The following is a 15,965-nucleotide window of genomic DNA, read 5'->3' on the forward strand; positions in this document are numbered from 1 at the left end:
CGGACGCGGTGAAGACGCCTGCGAGCTCCAAGCCGGCCAGCGCGACCACCGTGACCGTGACCACCGCCAGCACGAGACGGCGCAGGAAAGCGGGGTGGCGCAGCCGCCGCGACGCCCACAACTCCACCGTGGTGAGCAGGACGCGGCCCCACGAGGGCTCCGGGCGGGCAGGGCGGGCTGGCCGCACGGGGCGGACCACGGGCACCCGGCCAGGAACGGGCCGATGGTTCTCGGTAGTCACATCGGCCACCCCCTTTGTCCTGTGGCGCGACCATGGGCCGACGCAGGGTAGCCGATCACACAAAAGCGGCCTTAATCAGGCAGTATTGCTAATTGGTGGAAAGTGATCAGTGCGGTTCGACTGGTTTTTGTCGCCTTTTGTCCCCGGGTGCGCATTTGCCCCGGTTCCGTAAATCGCCATTCAGGCAAAAAATGCCAGGCCATGTGGTTTCCTACCGTTGGGGTCGGGGTCTTGCCTGCTGGCAGGACAAGGGGGCGGAAATGGAGTACCGCGACATAGGCCCGCCAGGGCGAACACATCGCCCCGAGCCGTCATGGCCGACGGTCATCGCGACCACGCTGCGCCTCTGGCTTGAGCGCCACCCCATCGTCGTCGGCGGCAAGACGATCCGCCTGTGGCCGCTGAACAGGAGAAAGATCTTCGCCGCGGTCACGCTCGCGGCAGGCCTGGTTCTCGCGGGCGCGGGCGCCGCCGGGCTGGTGACGGCCCGCCATCCGGCGGTGCCGCGGTGGAACCCCGCTGCCGCTCCCATTCCGGCTCCGGTGGGGCCGATCGCAGCCGTCGCCCGCTCGCAGAGTGCCGGAGTCCCGTTGCCTGTCGCGCTGACGATTCCCGCCATCGGCGTCCAGACCAAGCTGGTCGACCTCGGCGTGACGAATGCAGGCACGCTGCAGGTGCCGGCATCGACGGCGGTCGCAGGCTGGTACACCGGCGGCCCGCGACCCGGCGCCGTCGGGCCGGCGGTCATCGCCGGGCATATCGACTCTCATGTCGGTCCCGGGATCTTTTTCCGCCTATCGCAACTGCGCCCTGGTGACCGCGTGTACGTGCAACGGGCGGACGGGTCGCTGGCGCTTTTCCGCGTTACGGAAGTGCGATCGTACGCCAAGGATCATTTCCCCACGCTCACCGTGTACGGTCCGACCCCCGACGCGGAATTGCGCCTCATCACCTGCGGCGGCATCTTCGACCCCAGTCTGGGGTCCTACCTCAGCAATACGGTTGTCTACGCGATCCAGGTCAATTAGCTCCCGCCCTGGCCGGCGCGGTACAGCCGCATGGTCAGCGGACCGAAGACGGCGGTCAGGGCAGCGGACGCCAGCAGCACCCAGCCGACCTGGCTGGCCGCCCACGTCCCCGCCATCAGGGCCCGTTCGGCGGTGACCAGGTGGCTAACCGGGTTCACGTCGACGAAGGTGCGCAGCCAGCCGGGCAGCGTGGCCGGGCTGACGAACACGTTGCTCGCGAACGTCAGCGGCAGCTGCACCGCGAAGCTGATGACGGTGACCGCCTGCGCTGACCTGAGCGCGAGGCCGAGCGCGGTCCAGACCCACGACACGCTGAAGGCGAAGATCAGGATGAGCGCCACCGCGAGCGCGACGCCGCCCGCGCCGCCCGCCGGCCGGTAGCCCATCAGCAGCCCCATCCCGAGGACCAGGCACGTCGCGAGCACGTACCGTGCCATGTCCCCGATCAGGCCGCCAACGATGACGGAAGGCTGCCAGATCGGCATCGACCTGAACCGGTCGAGCGTGCCCCTGGCGCGGTCGGTGTTCAGGCTCACGCCCGCGGTGACCGTGATGAGCAGGACCGTCAGCACCAGTGTTCCCGGCAGCAGGAACCGCAGGTACTCGCGGGGCGAGCCGGACAGCGCGCCGCCGAACAGGTACGTGAAGAAGAGCGTGAAGAGCACCGGGATGAAGATCGCGTCGGTCGCCAGCTCGGGCTCGCGCCTGATGTGCAGCATCGCCCGCCACGCCATGGTGAGCGTGTCCCGCAGCACCCGCGGGCGCCGCACGGCGGCGTGGTTAGCCACGGTAAGCGCCGGCGGCGCGATGACGGCGGTCATGCCGGCTCCTCGCTGTTCGCCAGCTGGGCGGCGCTGTGGCCGGTCAGGGCAAGGAAAACCTCGTCGAGGCTCGGCTGGCCGAGCGAGAAGCCGGCGACCTCAGTCCACTCCCGGGACAGCAGCGCGAGACCGCGGGCCGCGGCGTCGGTCGCGGACGGGCCGTCGATCCTGGCGGTCAGGACCGCCGGGTCCGCGCCCTGGGTGACGGGCACGCCGAGCGCGTCGCCAAGGACCTGCCGGGCGAGAACGGAATCACGGGCGTCCGCCAGCTCGACGCGCAGCACGCCGGAACCCACCGAGGACTTGAGCTCCCCCGGCGTGCCTTCTGCGACGACCTTGCCGTGGTCGATGACCGCGATCCGGTCAGAAAGCCGGTCCGCCTCGTCCAGGTATTGCGTGGTCAGCAGGACAGTCGTGCCCTGGGTGACCAGCCAGCGGACCGCCTGCCACACCTGGATGCGGCTGTACGGGTCAAGCCCGGTCGTGGGCTCGTCGAGGAACAGCAGCGCCGGCGCGACCACCAGGCTGGCGGCGATGTCCAGGCGGCGCTGCATGCCGCCGGAATAGGTGCGCACCGGACGCCCGGCGGCGTCCGCCAGCCCGAACGCGTCCAGCAGCCCGGCTGTCCGCGCCCTGGCAGCCCGGCGCGTGAGCCCGAGCAGGCGTCCCTGCAGCACGAGGTTCTCTGTGCCGGTAAGGCTCGGGTCGACGGTGGCGAACTGGCCGGTGAGACAGATCCCGGCGCGCACCGCGTGCGGCTCGCTTGTGACGTCGTGCCCGAGCACTCGCGCGATGCCCACGTCCGGCCTGGTCAAGGTGGCGAAGATGCGAATCGTGGTGGTCTTGCCCGCGCCGTTCGGCCCGAGCAGGGCGAACACGCCTCCGCTAGGTACGGACAGGTCGAGCCCGTCCACCGCCTTGACGGCGCCGAATGCCTTGCCAAGCCCCAGTGCCTCGATCGCCGCGGACGGCTCGGATGTCGTCGTCATGATGTCGATGCTGCCCGCCGGCGGCACTGGTGTCGTCGTGCGGCAGAAGCGACTTCCTGCTGCTCGGCGGGGAGACCGCAGAGTCCCGGGATACCACGCGGGGAGTAGCCGGAGATGGCGATCGCGATGCCAGCGCGCCCTCGTAGGGGACGCGTAAGCTCGTCCGTGACGAAAGACGAGGTGACCGATGCGGCTGCTGCTGATCGGAGCGCCCGGCTCCGGGAAGGGAACCCAGGCCGAGCGGCTGGCCGAACGGTTCAACATCACGCACATCTCCAGCGGCGATCTGCTGCGCCAGCACGTCAGGGACCAGACCTCGATCGGGCAGACGATCAAGGCCTACGTCGACGCCGGGGACCTGGTCCCGGACAGCGTGGTCCTGGACATGCTGCGCAAGCCGGTCGTCGCGGCGGCCGAGTCCGGCGGTTATGTGCTTGACGGCTTCCCCCGGACTGTGGACCAGGCGAAGGCGGCATTTGAAGTCGCTCACCCGCTCGGCGTCGAGGTTCAGGCCGCCGTGCACCTGGACGTACCTGACGAGGAACTGATCCGCCGCCTGCTAGCCCGCGGCCGGGGCTCCGACGACAGTGCAGAGGTCATCGCCCACCGGCTGCAGGTCTACAGGGAGAAGACCATCCCGCTGCTGGAGTACTACGCGGGCCGGGAATGGATGTTCGCCGTCGACGGCACCCGGCCGCCCGGTCAGGTCCATGAGGACATCGTGACCCGCTTGCGGAAACTCGCGGCGTTTGACATCCCGGACTAGCTCCGCCGTGTTACCTACCCCCGGCCAGCTCCCGGGCGGCCGCGGCGATGTGCTCGGCGTCGATGCCGGCCCAGGCGAGCAGTTCGGCACCGGTCCCGGAGCCGGGCATCTCCCGGACGGCGAGGTGGGCGATCGTCAGGTTCTGCTGCCCGGCCGCGACCAGGGCGCTGGTGACCGCTTCGCCGAGACCGCCTTCCGGGTGATGGTCTTCGGCGACCACGAAGCACCCGCCGGTGGCCTGCGCCGCCGCCGTGAGGGTGGCGGTGTCGATCGGCTTGACCGAATAACAGTCGATGACCCGGACGTGGATGCCCTCCGCGGCCAGCTGATCGGCGGCGCCCAGGCACTCGTGCAGCGTGACGCCGGCGCCGACCAGGGTAACCGCGTCCCGCTCGCCGGAGCGGAGCACCTTGGAGCCGCCCACGGGGAAGGTTTCCCCTGACGGGTACAGGCCGGGGTAGGCGCCGCGGGTGGTGCGCATGTAGCTGATGCCCGGCGTGGCGGCCATCGCCTTGACCAGCACGGCGGTGCTGGTGCCGTCGGCCGGGTAAAGCACCGTCGAGCCGTGCACCGCCCGCATCATCGCCAGGTCCTCGAGAGCCATCTGAGACGGGCCGTCGGCGCCGATCTCGACACCGGCGTGCGAGCCGGCCAGCCGCACGTCCCTGCCGGAGATGGCGCCCATCCTGATGAAGTCGTAGGCCCGGGTGAAGAACGCGGCGAACGTGGACGCGAACGGCTTGTAGCCGCGGACCGCGAGGCCGGTGGCGGCGGCGACCATCTGCTGTTCCGCGATGTACATCTCGAAGTAGCGCTCTGGGTAGGCCGTGGCGAACTCCAGGGCGAACGTGGAGTTCTTGACCTCTCCGTCGAGCGCGACGACTTTCGGGTCGGAGGCGCCGAGCGCGACGAGCGCGTCGCCGTAGGCCTTGCGGGTGGCCACCTTGTCGCCGACGGCGTAGTCCGGGAGGGTGGCGCCGGCGGGGGCGGCGGCCGCTGCTCCGGCGTCCGCTCCGGCAGCTGGTTCCGGGAGCGGCCCGCGGACGATCAGGTTCCGCACACCGCCGAGCTCGGCGATCGCCCGTTCGGCCATGTCGGGCGGGAACGGCCGGCCGTGCCAGCCTTCCTTGTTCTCGACCTCGGAGAAGCCTTTGCCCTTGATCGTCTTGGCGAGGATCACCGTCGGCTGGTCGCCCGCGGTCGCGGCTTCGGCGGCGGAGAAGGCCGCGTCGATGTCGGCCAGGTCGTGACCGTCGATTGCGATGACCCGGGCGCCGAACGCAGCGGCGCGGGCCGCGTAGGCCTCGATGTCCCAGCCGAGGTCGGTCGGGCCGCTCTGGCCGAGCCGGTTGATGTCCATCATGATGATCATGTTGGACAGCTGGTAGTGGGATGCCTTGTCCAGCGCCTCCCAGATGGACCCTTCGGCGAGTTCGCTGTCCCCGCACAGCACCCAGATCCGGTACGGCAGCTTGTCCAGGTACTTGCCGGCGAGGGCAACCCCGACGCCGTCGGGCAGGCCCTGGCCGAGCGAGCCGGTGGCCACGTCCACCCAGGGCAGGATCGGGGTGGGGTGGCCCTCGAGGCGCTGGCCGAAGCGGCGGTACCCGTTGATGAGCTCGTCTTCAGAGACGACGCCGACGGCCCGGAACACCGAGTACAGCAGCGGGGAGGCGTGGCCTTTGGAGAAGATCAGGTGGTCGTTGGCCGGCAACGCCGGGTCGTCCCAGTCGTAGCGCAGGTGCCTGGCGACCAGCACAGCGAGCAGGTCCGCGGCCGACATGCTGGAGGTGGGATGGCCTGACCCGGCACTGGTGGAGCAGCGGATCGAGTCGACCCGCAGCTGCGCCGCCAGATCGGAAATGGTGTCGAGGCCGGGCATAGATGTAACTTCTGTTGTGCTCACGGACCACTCCCTCGGTGTCGGGGCTCACACAGTCGTATCGTCTCAGCACCCGTTGCGGTCGCGACCGCCGGCGTGCCCCAAGCGGCCGGCTACCGCTTGCGGTCGTTGCCGCCCTCGGCCAGGTCCCGCCAGTCGGACTCGGACACCTCGACGTCGTACCGCTTGGCGGCGGCCAGGATCCGTTTCCAGGCCTGGTCCCTTTCCTTGTCGCTCACGCCCTCGACCTGGTCGAACCGCGCGATCGCGTTGCGTACGTGCCGGGCGTCGGTGAGCGGCTCCTTGCGCTCAGCGGGGAACGCGAACTCCTGGTCGCCCAGCTCGTCCTTTTCCGCGGTGCTCAGGCCCTCGCTGCTGCGCGGGACGTCCTTGCCGTGCGCCCGGTCGCTCTGCGCCTGCCTGGCCTTCTCGATGTTCCGCCGGGCCGCTTCCTTCTGCTTGTCGGTGGCCATGACTCCTCCGTTCACGCTTGAACTAGCCGTCATCCACGCTCGGGCGGTCCTACCCGTGATCAGCGCTCGCATGCCCAGCTGACCGCGTCCGCTTACGCTGTGTTCTCATGAGCGAGGAAGCACCGCCGCTGGCCGCCGCCGTCCCCGGCCTGGTGCGCAGCGACCCGCACGGTCCCGGCATCACCAGGGTCAGGGCCGGGGACGGCTTCCGGTACCTCGACCTGGCCGGGGCGGAGATCACCGACGCCGCGACGCTGGAGCGGATCCGGGCACTCCGGATCCCGCCCGCCTGGGCCGACGTCTGGATCTCGCCGGACCCGCTCGGCCACATCCAGGCCACGGGCACCGACAGCAAGGGCCGGCTCCAGTACCTCTACCACCAGCTCTGGCGGGAGCAGCGCGACGCCCAGAAGTTCGGGCACATGCTCAGGTTCGCCAGCGCGCTGCCCGGGCTGAGAACGGCCACCGCGCGGGACCTGAGGCACCGCGGCCTGACCCGCGACCGGGTCGTTGCCAGCGTGGTCCGGCTGATCGACCTCGGCCTGTTCCGCATCGGCGAGGAACGGTACGCCGACCTCGACCACCACTACGGCGCCACCACCCTCAGGAAGCAGCACGTGCGCTTCACCCGCGACGGCATCGTGTTCGACTACACCGCCAAGTGGGGCAAGGAGCGGACGATTGTCGTCAAGGACGATCTCGTCCGGTCCACCATCAGGGCGCTGGCCCGCAGCGACAACGACTCCGACACCTTGTGGTCCTACGAGCAGGACGGCCGCTGGCACGTCCTGCACTCTCGTGACGTGGGCAACTACATCGCCGTGCAGGCCGGCGGCCACTACACCGCCAAGGAATTCCGCACCTGGAACGCCACCGTGCTGATGGCGCTGGCGCTGGCGAACGCCGGGCCCGCGGCGACGCTGACGGGCCGCAAGCGCACCATCGCCGCCAGCGTCCGCGAGGTGGCGAACTTGCTCGGCGACACGCCGGCCGTGGCCCGCGGCTCGTACATCGACCCGCGCCTGATCGCCCGCTACGAAGCCGACGGCGTCTTGCCCACCGTGCCACCGGATCCGGTCGCCCTCCCTGTCACCCCCGAAGCCGAGAGCGCCGTCGCCGCCCTGCTCACGCTTTCGGACTAGGGCAGCGCCCGCCCCGCCGTTTTCGCGGACCAGTGAGGCCGCCGGGGCGCCGGGGGCGCCGGAGATTACTTCTGGTCGATGCGCACCAGGTTGCCGGACGGGTCACGCACGGCGCAGTCCCGCGGGCCCCACGGCTGATCGGTCGGCTCCTGCACGATGTCGGCGCCGGAGGCGCGCACCTTCTCGAAGGTGGCGTCGAGGTCGTCGGTGCGGAAGTGGACGCCGTTCAGCCCGCCCTTGGCGATGAGGGCGGCGAGCGCGTCGGCGTCGGCGGGGGTGCCGTTCAGGTAGTTCGTGAGGACGATCGCCACGTCGGGCTGGGCGGCCGCGCCGACGGTCAGCCAGCGGAAGCCCTCGTTGGAGACGTCCATGCGCAGCTCGAGGCCGAGCGTGTCGCGATAGAACGCCAGTGCGAGATCCAGGTCATGGACTAGCACGAAGCAACGGGCAAGGGTGACATCCATGCTGGCAACACTAGCCGCCCGTGCTCTGTCGTGCTTATCCCATCTTGCTCGGGCCGTGGCTCGGGCGGGTGATGTCCTTGGCGACGCAGCCCGGCACGCCGGCGAGCGTGCCGTGGTCGCGGGACCGGTAGGCCGTCGGCGTCTCACCGACCAGCTGGGTGAAGCGCGCGCTGAACGAGCCGAGCGACGTACACCCGACTGCCATGCAGACCTCGGTGACCGAGAGGTCGCCGCGGCGCAGCAGCGCCTTCGCCCGCTCGATGCGCCGGGTCATCAGGTAGCCGTAGGGCGTCTCCCCGTACGCCGCGCGGAACTGCCGCTGGAAGTGCGCGGGCGACATCCACGCGACATGGGCGATCGAGGCGACGTCGAGCGGGGTCGCGTACTCGCGGTCCATCAAGTCGCGGGCGCGGCGCAGCCGCGCGAGCTTGGCGAGTTCGTCCGGCCTCACGATGCCAGCGTAACCCGGCGTGCCATGAGCCGCGCCGATGGCACCGTCAGGACGCGGCGGGATACCGCTCGATGAGCTGGTCGGCGATCGCGTCGAGGTCCTTGCCGATGTAGTCCGGCTGCGGGCCGACGTCCAGCGGCGCGTTGCCCTCGCGCAAGATCAGCGCGGTCTGCCAGCCGGCCGCCCCGGCCCCGATCGTGTCCCACACGTGGCTCGCGATCAGGCAGATGTTCCCTGGCTCGAGCCCCAGCGCAGCGGCCACCGACTGGTACGCCTCCTGCGCCGGCTTGTGCCGCTTGACGGTTTCATCGACGCTGAACCGGCGCTCGAACAGATCGATCACCCCGCCGCGCTCCAGCTGCCGCCCGGAAATCGCCAGGGTGTTGTCGGTCAGCGTGAACAGCCGGAAGCCGTGGTCGCGCAGGCGGCGCAGCGCACTGGGCACCTCCGGGTGCGGCGGCATGGTCGCGAACCGGTCGGTCAGCTCGGCCGCGTCGGCGTCGCTGATCGTCAGGTCGCGGGTGGCGGCGAGCATCCGCAGCACCGCCCCGCCGATGTCGGTGAACGGGACATACACGCCGGCCAGCGTGAGCGCCTCGGAGTAGGTGATCAGGTCGGCGAACCACAGCCGCATCGCGGCCGGGTCACCGAAGATCCGGTCAAAGACCGGGCGGATCGAGTCGAGGTCGAGCAGGGTCTCGTTGACGTCGAAGACGATGATCGGTCGCTCGGACATGGGAAACCTTTCCTTCATAGGCGGGGTCGCATTCTTATGCCGAACGTAAGGTGGCTTCTCTCACCCGCACCGTGAATCCCAGCTGCCCGAGCACCTTGACGGCGCCGGACTTCCCGCCTTCGAAATCACCAGAAGCCAGCCGCTGACCCGTGGCGAACTCGTAGGCGGTGCCCAGGATCGCTTTCGGCGGGTAGCGGCGTTCGTCCCAGACCAGGTCATACGTCGTGGTCGGGGCGAAGCCGTGCGCCGCGAAGAAATTCTCAGGCCCCAACTGGTCGTACTCCTGAAGGGCGCGTACCACGTGATCACTGGTCACGGGATCCCATGCCACTGTCATTCGGTCCTCCCACAGGTCGGTTATGCACGGGCGGCTTACTCGAGTGCGGTCATGCCGCCAAGATTGACGCAGCTCATGCCCCGGATCTGTGAGATGACCATCAGCACGCTGCCGCAGGTGCGGCAGCGCATCACGGTCCCTGGTACGCGCAGGTAGACGACCGTCTCCGCGACCGGGGCGACAGCGCCGCAGGTCGCGCAGGTCGTCAGGGCGGCGGTCATGTCCGTTCCGAACACATCGAGCAGCAGGCCGCCGATCGAATTGCCATCAAGCGCGACCATTAGGCGCCTCCGAACGTGACAGGCTTCATGTGAGCATTTGTACGCCGGGCCGGGCTAGCCGTCATCACCCCACGGGCCCGTTCACCCGGGTGATCTGCCTGTCCCCAGCAAGCCGAACTCGCGGGCACGGGCCACGGCCTGTTCCCGGCTGCTCACGCGGAGCTTGGCGTAGATGTTGCGGGTGTGGGTCTTGATCGTGTTGAGCGAGACGTACAGCTCGTTCCCGATCTCCCGCAATGAAAGCCGCGAGGCCAGCAGCCGCAGCACGGCGAGCTCGCGTTCGGAGAGCTCGTCGGCGCTGTCGGCGGCGGCAGCCGCGGACCTCTGGCCCGCCGAGTCTTCTGTCGCGGCCCAGGCACGCAGGAAGCCAGGGTCCGGGCAGGCGGCCAGTTGGCGCTGCGCACGGGCGCGCAGCTCCCTGGCCTCGTCCGTATCGTCGGCCTGCTGGGCGATCCGCGCCAGCGCAAGCAGCCCGTACGCGGTGTCCAGCCGCAGCCCGCCGCGCCTGGCGATGTTGAGCCCGTGTTCGGTCTCGGCACGGGCTTCCCGCAGCTCCCCGCCGGCGCGGGCGAGCTCGGCGGCGGCGTAGTCGACCATTACCGTGACCCAGTGCTCACCGAGGGCCAGCCGCCCGGGCAGGGCCCGTGCCGCGGCCACCCGCCGGCCCGCCTCGGCTGGCTCGGAGCGCTCGACGGAGATCACCGCCAGATAGCCGAGCGCGTAGATCTCCGCCGCGTAGTACCCGGCTGCCTCGCCAGCGGACACGGTCTCCGTGAACGCGACTTCGGCCTCCTCGAAGGCGCCCGACCAGAATGCGGTCATGCCAAGGGCGTTGGTCACGTGCGGTCGCCACACCGCGGTCGTGTCGGGCTCCAGCTCGGCGGCGAGCGCCGCGCTTTGCGCCGCCGCGCCCACGTCGCCAAGCAGCAGCCGCGCCGAGGTCCTGACCAGTGCGGCGCTGGAGGCGACCGAGCTCGAACCGTCGGCCAGCGGCCCGGGCAGCGTTCCCCGCTCGGCCGCGCGCACCTCCGCCTCCACGTCGCCTGGGCGCCCGAGAACCAGCAGCATCCAGGCACGGGCCAGGCACAGTCGCGGGTCGGACTCGGCCAGCTTCGGCGGCAGCGCCCTGGTCCAGGCCTCGACCGTCGCGAGCTCGCCGCGGTTGACGAAGTCCAGCCAGCTCGCCGCGATCAACTCGGCGGCCTGGCTGTGATCGCCCGCGGCGATCGCGTGGGTGATCGCCTCGGCCACCAGCCCCTCGCGCAGATGCCACTCGTATGCCCGGCGGTGCAGCTGCACCACCTCATCCGGCATGGCCAGCGACAGCTCGTGGACCAGCAGGTCGCCGAACAGGTGGTGGTAGCGGTACCACTGACGGCGCTCGTCAAGCGAGACCAGGAACAGGTTCGCGCGCTCCAGCTCCACCAGCCTCCGCGCGGAGTCGGTGCGGTCAAGCAGCGCGTCGCACAGCGAACCGGTGAGGCGCGCCGCGATCGAGGTGCGCAGCAGGAACTCGCGCACCCCCGGAGTCTGCCGGTCCAGCACCTCGGCCATCAGGTAATCGACGATCTGGCGATCATCGCCGGCGAACGAGGCGATATAGCGTTCGCGGTTCGCGCGGCCCCGTAGCGACAGGCCCACCAGCTGCAGCCCGGCCGCCCATCCCTCCGTGCGCTCGCGCAGCATGCGGACCTGCTCTTGCGTCAATCCCAGCCGCAGCGACCCATTGAGCAACGCCGTGGTCTCTTCGGTGCTTAGCCGCAGATCGTCCACCCGCACCTCGAGCAGTTCGGCGCTCGCCCGCAGCCGCGCCAGCGCCAGCGGCGGGTCGCTGCGCCCGGCCACCGCCACTTGCACTGTCCGGGGAAGGTGATCGATGAGGAAGTCCATCGACTGGTGCACATCGGCGTTGCTGATCGCGTGATAGTCATCGAACGCCAGCACGATCGGTTCCGGCACCGACGTGAGCGCGTTGACCAGCAACGGCAGCGCGAGCTCGGTCAGGTCACCGGCGGCTGACAGCAGCGCGTCGTCCACCCCGGCTCCCAGATCAGGTGCCACAGTGCGCAACGCCGCCAGCACGTAAGTCCAGAAGCGAACCGGGTCGTTGTCCCGGCTATCCAGTGACAGCCAGGCGAACGGGCGCTGTTCGGCGGGGTCCGCCCGCCAGCTCGCCAGCACGGTGGTCTTGCCGGCGCCCGCCGGCGCCGAGACGAGGACCAGCCGCACGGCGGCGGCGGCGCGCAGCTCCGCGACCAGGCTCGGCCGCGAAACCCGGCCCGCCAGTAGCTCAGGGACGTGCAGCTTCGTAGCGACGATCGGACCCACGGCCGACTCCGTTGCCTCGGTCCAGTAAGGCCGTGGCAAATCATATCCCCGCCTGCGCATTCACCTGGGTGAAAAAGGCCTCGGGTGATGCCCGGCCACCCGCTTCGGGGCCAGGGTGGGAGCAGTCCACGCAGCACGGGAGGGCACATGGAGCCGACCAGGTACCGGATCGCCATCCGGGGCCGCCTGACTGAGCGCCTCGGGTCGGCCTTCGAGGGGCTGGCCCTGGAACCTGGCAGGGAGCTGACCGTCCTCGTCGGCGAGATCCGCGATCAGGCTCACCTGTACGGCGTCCTCGAGCTGGTACGCAATCTTGGCCTGGAGCTGGTGAGCGTAGCGGAAGACCCGGCTGCGTGACCGGCTACCGGGCAGCCGGGTCCGCCGACAACGCCGCGATTTACCATGATGAGCAATAGCGTCCGGTAGCGGACCTCGGCTGCCGGCCAGAGCACGGGGGCGACGTTGCATACTCCGCTCTCTCCGTCCGCCCCGCCAGGCCAGACGGCCGACGCCGACCGGCTCAGCGACCTGCTGCCGCTCGGTGACTGGTACCGGCACCATTCGCTGCGCAGCTTCCCGGTGCTGCTGTTCCTCGCGCTGATCTGCGTGCCGTCGATCGCGCTGTACATCGTGGGCTCCAGCGCCACGACCACCACGTTCGACGCGGCCGCGTGGATCTTCGCCGCGTACTTCGCCGTCGCCTGGCTGCTGCTGCTCGGCGTCATCATCAGGCCGATGCACGTGACGAGGCTGATGCTGCTGCTGGTGACGGTGTTCGCGCTGCTGACGGAGGTGCCGCTGGCGGTGGCGCTGGAGACCTCCTTGCACGCGACCAACGCGAGCCTGCTGCCCAGCATCGTCACGATCGGCCTGCCCGAGGAGATCGCCAAGGCACTGCCGGTGCTGGTGGTCGCGCTGATTTACCGCGGCCAGCGGGGACTCACGCCGCGCGATTACCTGTTTATCGGGGCGGTCAGCGGGCTGGTCTTCGGCGCGGGCGAGGTCGTCAGGTACTTCACGGTGAACGGTGTCGAAGAGTTCTACCAGACGGTCCAGGGCGCCATCCCGAGCATCGTGCACCTGATCCAGAGCGGACACGCGCCGTCGACCTCGATCTTCGCCGCGCTGATCGGGCCCGTGCTGTACTTCATCCTCAACTTCGTCTGGCGCTTCGTCACCGACCCGATCAGCCACGCCTGCTGGGCCGGCCTGACCGGGTACTTCATCGGGCTGGCGGTGACCGGCAAATACCGCTGGTACCAGGTCGCCTGGATCGGCGTGGTAGTGGCCGCCATCCTGCACGGATTCAACGACTGGACCCGGATCAACGGCCAATTGACGTGGATCCTGGTCACGCTGGTCAGCGGAATCCTGTTCCTCGGCTACGCGAAGGTCGGGTCCCGCCAGGACCTGCGGCGCGGCGAACCCGACCTGCCGGAGTTCATGCTGCCCCATCAGGCCCAGCCGCCCCAGCGGACCCAGCCGCGGCATGCGGCTGCCCTGCCGCCCCATGCCCAGGCGCCGCGGGAACCGGCGCGGGAATCGGCCGGGAGCAGACGGGGCAGGCCGTGGTGGGAGCACTGAACTAATCCGCTGCTGCCCTAAACAGGCCGCCGGCCCGGCCGGCCGATTGGCCGCCGGGCCCGCGCCCCCGCACCATTACCTGTCGACGGCTACCAATAATGCCGACGGCCGCCTACGGCGTGCCCCACCGCCCCAAGAAGGACGAGGATGAGGCCCACGACCAGCACGATGATGCCGATCGTCCAAAGGATGGCGATCTTCGCAACGAAACCGATGATGAGCAGGATAAGACCGAGGATTATCACCGAAGTCTCCTATTCGCGGATTACTCTCGGCATGCCTAACTGCTCTCAGAAGGGACGTTCAAACGCTTTGCGCGAGGCGAACTCGGCCGCGTTAGGACCCAAGCTCACAGAGCGCGCCGATGCCGCTAGCCTGCAGGACTCGACGCACAATCAGCGATGGGCGGCTCACGACCGGCTTGACGCCCGCCGGAAGCCACTCACCGGTGCCAGCGATGAGCCGCGCAGACGCGCAGTCCAGGTAGGTGACCTGCGCTGTCTCGAAGACGAGCCGGCTAGGCCTCATCTCACGGATCCACGACAGGCGGCCATACAGAAAGCCCTCGACGGTCACGTCCAGCTCACCGCGGAGCAGGACGATCACTGTCTCGCCGGTCACGACCGCCTCGAAAACCGGGGGCTGTGCCGACGGCGCTGCACACACGCGGCTACCCACATCCACGCCCGGCGGCGCGGGCGGGCCCGGCTGTCCGCTGACCGCAGGGCCCGCCTGCCCGTATCATCACCGGCGGACGGCTACCAGTAGTGCCGACGTCCGCCAACGGCATGGCCCACCGCCCCGAGGAGGACGAGGATGAGGCCCACGACCAGCACGATGATGCCGATCGTCCAGAGGATGGCGATCTTCGCAACGAAGCCGACGATGAGCAGGATAAGACCAAGAATGATCATCGAATTCTCCTGTGAAGCAGAGGTATCTCGGGCTATTGCCGACTGCTCTCAGGAGGCGTCTCAATCTCTCGGTGCGAGACGCGGGGACAGCGCCGACGTGACGCGGGCCGCGTGGTTCTTGGCGGCTTCGTAACGGCCTGATCAGCATACAACGTCCGGCCGAATTCAGGGCAGCCGCACCGCGCCCTGAACCACCTCGGCGCAGACCACGGGGAGCTTACGGCGCTCTGCTCTGGCTCTCGACCTGAGCTGTTCGTACGCGGCACGCGCCGAAATTCCCTGCGTGCCCATCAGGACTCCCTTGGCCTGCTCGATCACCTGCCGCGAGTTCAGCGCTCCCTGCAGCTGGCCGGCGAGCTCAGACTGCTGTTCGCCCTGGATGATGCTGGCGATCAGCAGGGCCGCGAGATCGGTGAACGCGAGGAGCGCCAGCTCGTTGGCGGGCGACCACGGGCGGCTGCGTTCTGATAGCACCGCGACGACGCCGACCGCATCCTGGTTGTAGGGCAGCGGGCTGGCGAGCACGGCCCGGACTTCCCGATTGACGGCGGCCTTGCTGAACAGGGGCCACCTGTCGTCCTGTTCCAGGTCAGTGGCACCGATTAGTTCTTTGGTATCGAACGCCTCGATGCACGGGCCTTCCTGGTGGCGGATCTGAAGTTCCTCCAGGTGCGCGAACCTGTCGTCCGAGGCCGCCACGCTGCGCAGGTGCTGCGCCGAGTCGCAGAGCATCAGGCCCGCTCCGTCGACGGCGAACATCGAGTGTGTCGTCTCTACGATCTCCCGGATCGCGTCTTCGACCTGCATTTCCCCGAATCGCAGCCTGCCCAGCTCAACGAGCGCGTGCCGCACGTCCTCTAGGGAAATCTCCATTTGCTCCACCTCACAGCTGACGGACCAAGTGGATATCAGGCGGCGCCATCGGCGTTAAACAGCTGCTGCCCGGCTGCTCCGGGTAGCCATTCCAGCGTCTTTTCGAAGTGGACAGTCGTACCCTGTCGATGGTTGCTCGTTAGCTGCAGGTTGTCGGCCACTGCGTCAATGATCTTCAGGCCACGGCCGTGCTCAGCGGTCGCGGAGACCGGGTCGTCGGGGAGGGCAAACCAGTCAGACTGTTCCTCGCCGGGCCCGCGGCCGTCTTCGAGGGTAGCGGTGCTGCTGCCGTTCCACGCAGGCTCGCTATCCCGGCTGCGGGCGTTGACAACCTCGATGGCACACCGGCAGTTCTTGGCGCTCACCTGCACCTCGTACTCCTCACCGGGCCCTGCGTGCTGGATGACGTTGGCACAGGCCTCGCTGAGCGCCAAGGCAATGTCGGCGCGCGTATCCGGTCTGACTCCGAGAGTCTCCAGGCAGCTGTCGAGAACCTGGCGGCTTACGGGCACGCTGACGGCATCTCGGGGAAGGTCAAGCACCATCTTGATTTCCATGCCACCCACCTCTGACGGGCACACTAGCTTCTCGACAGGCCGTTTTAGCCTGCCAGACCACTTGTGCCTCCGTAGGGCCACCTCAAACGGAACAAAGC

General features: G+C 69.1%; 21 protein-coding genes. 5 read left to right on the top strand and 16 right to left on the bottom strand.

Features of this window, described 5'->3' with window-relative positions; all coding sequences use genetic code 11:
- Positions 1 to 241, bottom strand: a 241-nt coding sequence (locus tag WA805_RS03615; RefSeq protein ID WP_425241643.1) for a hypothetical protein, incomplete at its 3' end; no start/stop codon positions are given.
- 260 nt (positions 242 to 501) lie between these two features.
- Between WA805_RS03615 and WA805_RS03620 the strand changes: the two genes are divergently transcribed.
- On the top strand, positions 502 to 1,269 hold the full coding sequence (locus tag WA805_RS03620) for a class F sortase (protein WP_425241644.1): 768 nt from the start codon (positions 502 to 504) through the stop codon (positions 1,267 to 1,269).
- Here WA805_RS03620 and WA805_RS03625 read toward each other — a convergent pair.
- Together WA805_RS03625 and WA805_RS03630 are read right to left on the bottom strand one after the other, a co-directional pair.
- Complete coding sequence (locus WA805_RS03625; RefSeq protein ID WP_422278637.1) at positions 1,266 to 2,090, bottom strand: ABC transporter permease; 825 nt, start codon at positions 2,088 to 2,090, stop codon at positions 1,266 to 1,268. The genes WA805_RS03620 and WA805_RS03625 overlap by 4 nt on opposite strands.
- On the bottom strand, positions 2,087 to 3,079 hold the full coding sequence (locus WA805_RS03630) for an ATP-binding cassette domain-containing protein (RefSeq protein ID WP_422322484.1): 993 nt from the start codon (positions 3,077 to 3,079) through the stop codon (positions 2,087 to 2,089). Before WA805_RS03630 ends, WA805_RS03625 begins: the two co-directional genes overlap by 4 nt.
- Before the next feature lie 187 nt (positions 3,080 to 3,266).
- Here WA805_RS03630 and WA805_RS03635 point away from each other — a divergent pair, with 187 nt between their 5' ends.
- Positions 3,267 to 3,845, top strand: coding sequence for an adenylate kinase (locus WA805_RS03635; RefSeq protein WP_422278641.1), 579 nt, complete (start codon positions 3,267 to 3,269; stop codon positions 3,843 to 3,845).
- Between the two features lie 10 nt (positions 3,846 to 3,855).
- On the opposite strand, the gene WA805_RS03640 is transcribed toward WA805_RS03635, so the two are convergent.
- Positions 3,856 to 5,727, bottom strand: a complete 1,872-nt coding sequence (locus tag WA805_RS03640) for a transketolase (RefSeq protein ID WP_425241645.1) — start codon at positions 5,725 to 5,727, stop codon at positions 3,856 to 3,858.
- A gap of 113 nt (positions 5,728 to 5,840) precedes the next feature.
- Positions 5,841 to 6,200 (bottom strand): DUF6582 domain-containing protein, encoded by a 360-nt coding sequence (locus WA805_RS03645; protein WP_422278645.1) that lies wholly within the window; start codon positions 6,198 to 6,200, stop codon positions 5,841 to 5,843.
- A gap of 107 nt (positions 6,201 to 6,307) precedes the next feature.
- Between WA805_RS03645 and WA805_RS03650 the strand changes: the two genes are divergently transcribed.
- Positions 6,308 to 7,342, top strand: a complete 1,035-nt coding sequence (locus tag WA805_RS03650) for a DNA topoisomerase IB (protein ID WP_422290831.1) — start codon at positions 6,308 to 6,310, stop codon at positions 7,340 to 7,342.
- Positions 7,343 to 7,407: 65 nt separating this feature from the next.
- On the opposite strand, the gene WA805_RS03655 is transcribed toward WA805_RS03650, so the two are convergent.
- From WA805_RS03655 to WA805_RS03680, 6 genes are all read right to left on the bottom strand, one after another.
- The gene (locus WA805_RS03655; RefSeq protein ID WP_422278649.1) at positions 7,408 to 7,806 is read right to left on the bottom strand and encodes a VOC family protein; all 399 of its coding nucleotides are present in this window, start codon (positions 7,804 to 7,806) and stop codon (positions 7,408 to 7,410) included.
- A 34-nt stretch (positions 7,807 to 7,840) separates the two neighbouring features.
- Positions 7,841 to 8,203 carry a helix-turn-helix transcriptional regulator gene (locus WA805_RS03660; RefSeq protein WP_422278659.1) on the bottom strand — a complete coding sequence of 121 codons (363 nt, stop codon included), beginning with the start codon at positions 8,201 to 8,203 and terminating at the stop codon, positions 7,841 to 7,843.
- 100 nt (positions 8,204 to 8,303) lie between these two features.
- Complete coding sequence (locus tag WA805_RS03665) at positions 8,304 to 8,993, bottom strand: haloacid dehalogenase type II (protein WP_422278651.1); 690 nt, start codon at positions 8,991 to 8,993, stop codon at positions 8,304 to 8,306.
- Between the two features lie 34 nt (positions 8,994 to 9,027).
- Positions 9,028 to 9,330: a hypothetical protein gene (locus WA805_RS03670; protein WP_422290828.1), complete on the bottom strand. Its 303-nt coding sequence runs from the start codon at positions 9,328 to 9,330 to the stop codon at positions 9,028 to 9,030.
- Positions 9,331 to 9,365: 35 nt separating this feature from the next.
- Positions 9,366 to 9,611: a DUF6510 family protein gene (locus WA805_RS03675; protein ID WP_422278655.1), complete on the bottom strand. Its 246-nt coding sequence runs from the start codon at positions 9,609 to 9,611 to the stop codon at positions 9,366 to 9,368.
- Positions 9,612 to 9,692: 81 nt separating this feature from the next.
- On the bottom strand, positions 9,693 to 11,939 hold the full coding sequence (locus WA805_RS03680; protein ID WP_425241646.1) for a LuxR C-terminal-related transcriptional regulator: 2,247 nt from the start codon (positions 11,937 to 11,939) through the stop codon (positions 9,693 to 9,695).
- A 147-nt stretch (positions 11,940 to 12,086) separates the two neighbouring features.
- Between WA805_RS03680 and WA805_RS03685 the strand changes: the two genes are divergently transcribed.
- The gene (locus WA805_RS03685) at positions 12,087 to 12,296 is read left to right on the top strand and encodes a hypothetical protein (protein WP_422276765.1); all 210 of its coding nucleotides are present in this window, start codon (positions 12,087 to 12,089) and stop codon (positions 12,294 to 12,296) included.
- Positions 12,297 to 12,401: 105 nt separating this feature from the next.
- Positions 12,402 to 13,523 (top strand): PrsW family glutamic-type intramembrane protease, encoded by a 1,122-nt coding sequence (locus WA805_RS03690; RefSeq protein WP_425238066.1) that lies wholly within the window; start codon positions 12,402 to 12,404, stop codon positions 13,521 to 13,523.
- An 89-nt stretch (positions 13,524 to 13,612) separates the two neighbouring features.
- Here the strand turns inward: WA805_RS03690 and WA805_RS03695 are convergent, their stop codons facing one another.
- From WA805_RS03695 to WA805_RS03715, 5 genes are all read right to left on the bottom strand, one after another.
- Entirely contained in the window at positions 13,613 to 13,768 is a 156-nt protein-coding gene (locus tag WA805_RS03695) for a DUF6131 family protein (RefSeq protein WP_422281402.1), read from the bottom strand.
- A gap of 91 nt (positions 13,769 to 13,859) precedes the next feature.
- Positions 13,860 to 14,144: an STAS domain-containing protein gene (locus tag WA805_RS03700; protein WP_422290825.1), complete on the bottom strand. Its 285-nt coding sequence runs from the start codon at positions 14,142 to 14,144 to the stop codon at positions 13,860 to 13,862.
- Positions 14,145 to 14,281: 137 nt separating this feature from the next.
- Positions 14,282 to 14,437, bottom strand: coding sequence for a DUF6131 family protein (locus WA805_RS03705; RefSeq protein ID WP_422281398.1), 156 nt, complete (start codon positions 14,435 to 14,437; stop codon positions 14,282 to 14,284).
- Positions 14,438 to 14,602: 165 nt separating this feature from the next.
- Positions 14,603 to 15,310 carry an ANTAR domain-containing protein gene (locus WA805_RS03710; RefSeq protein WP_425241647.1) on the bottom strand — a complete coding sequence of 236 codons (708 nt, stop codon included), beginning with the start codon at positions 15,308 to 15,310 and terminating at the stop codon, positions 14,603 to 14,605.
- Positions 15,311 to 15,345: 35 nt separating this feature from the next.
- Positions 15,346 to 15,965 (bottom strand): ATP-binding protein (locus WA805_RS03715; protein ID WP_425241648.1); only part of this gene is annotated, 620 nt, incomplete at its 5' end.

The sequence above is a fragment of the Trebonia sp. genome, from assembly GCF_049794275.1.
In the GTDB taxonomy this organism is placed as follows: Bacteria; Actinomycetota; Actinomycetes; order Streptosporangiales; family Streptosporangiaceae; genus Trebonia.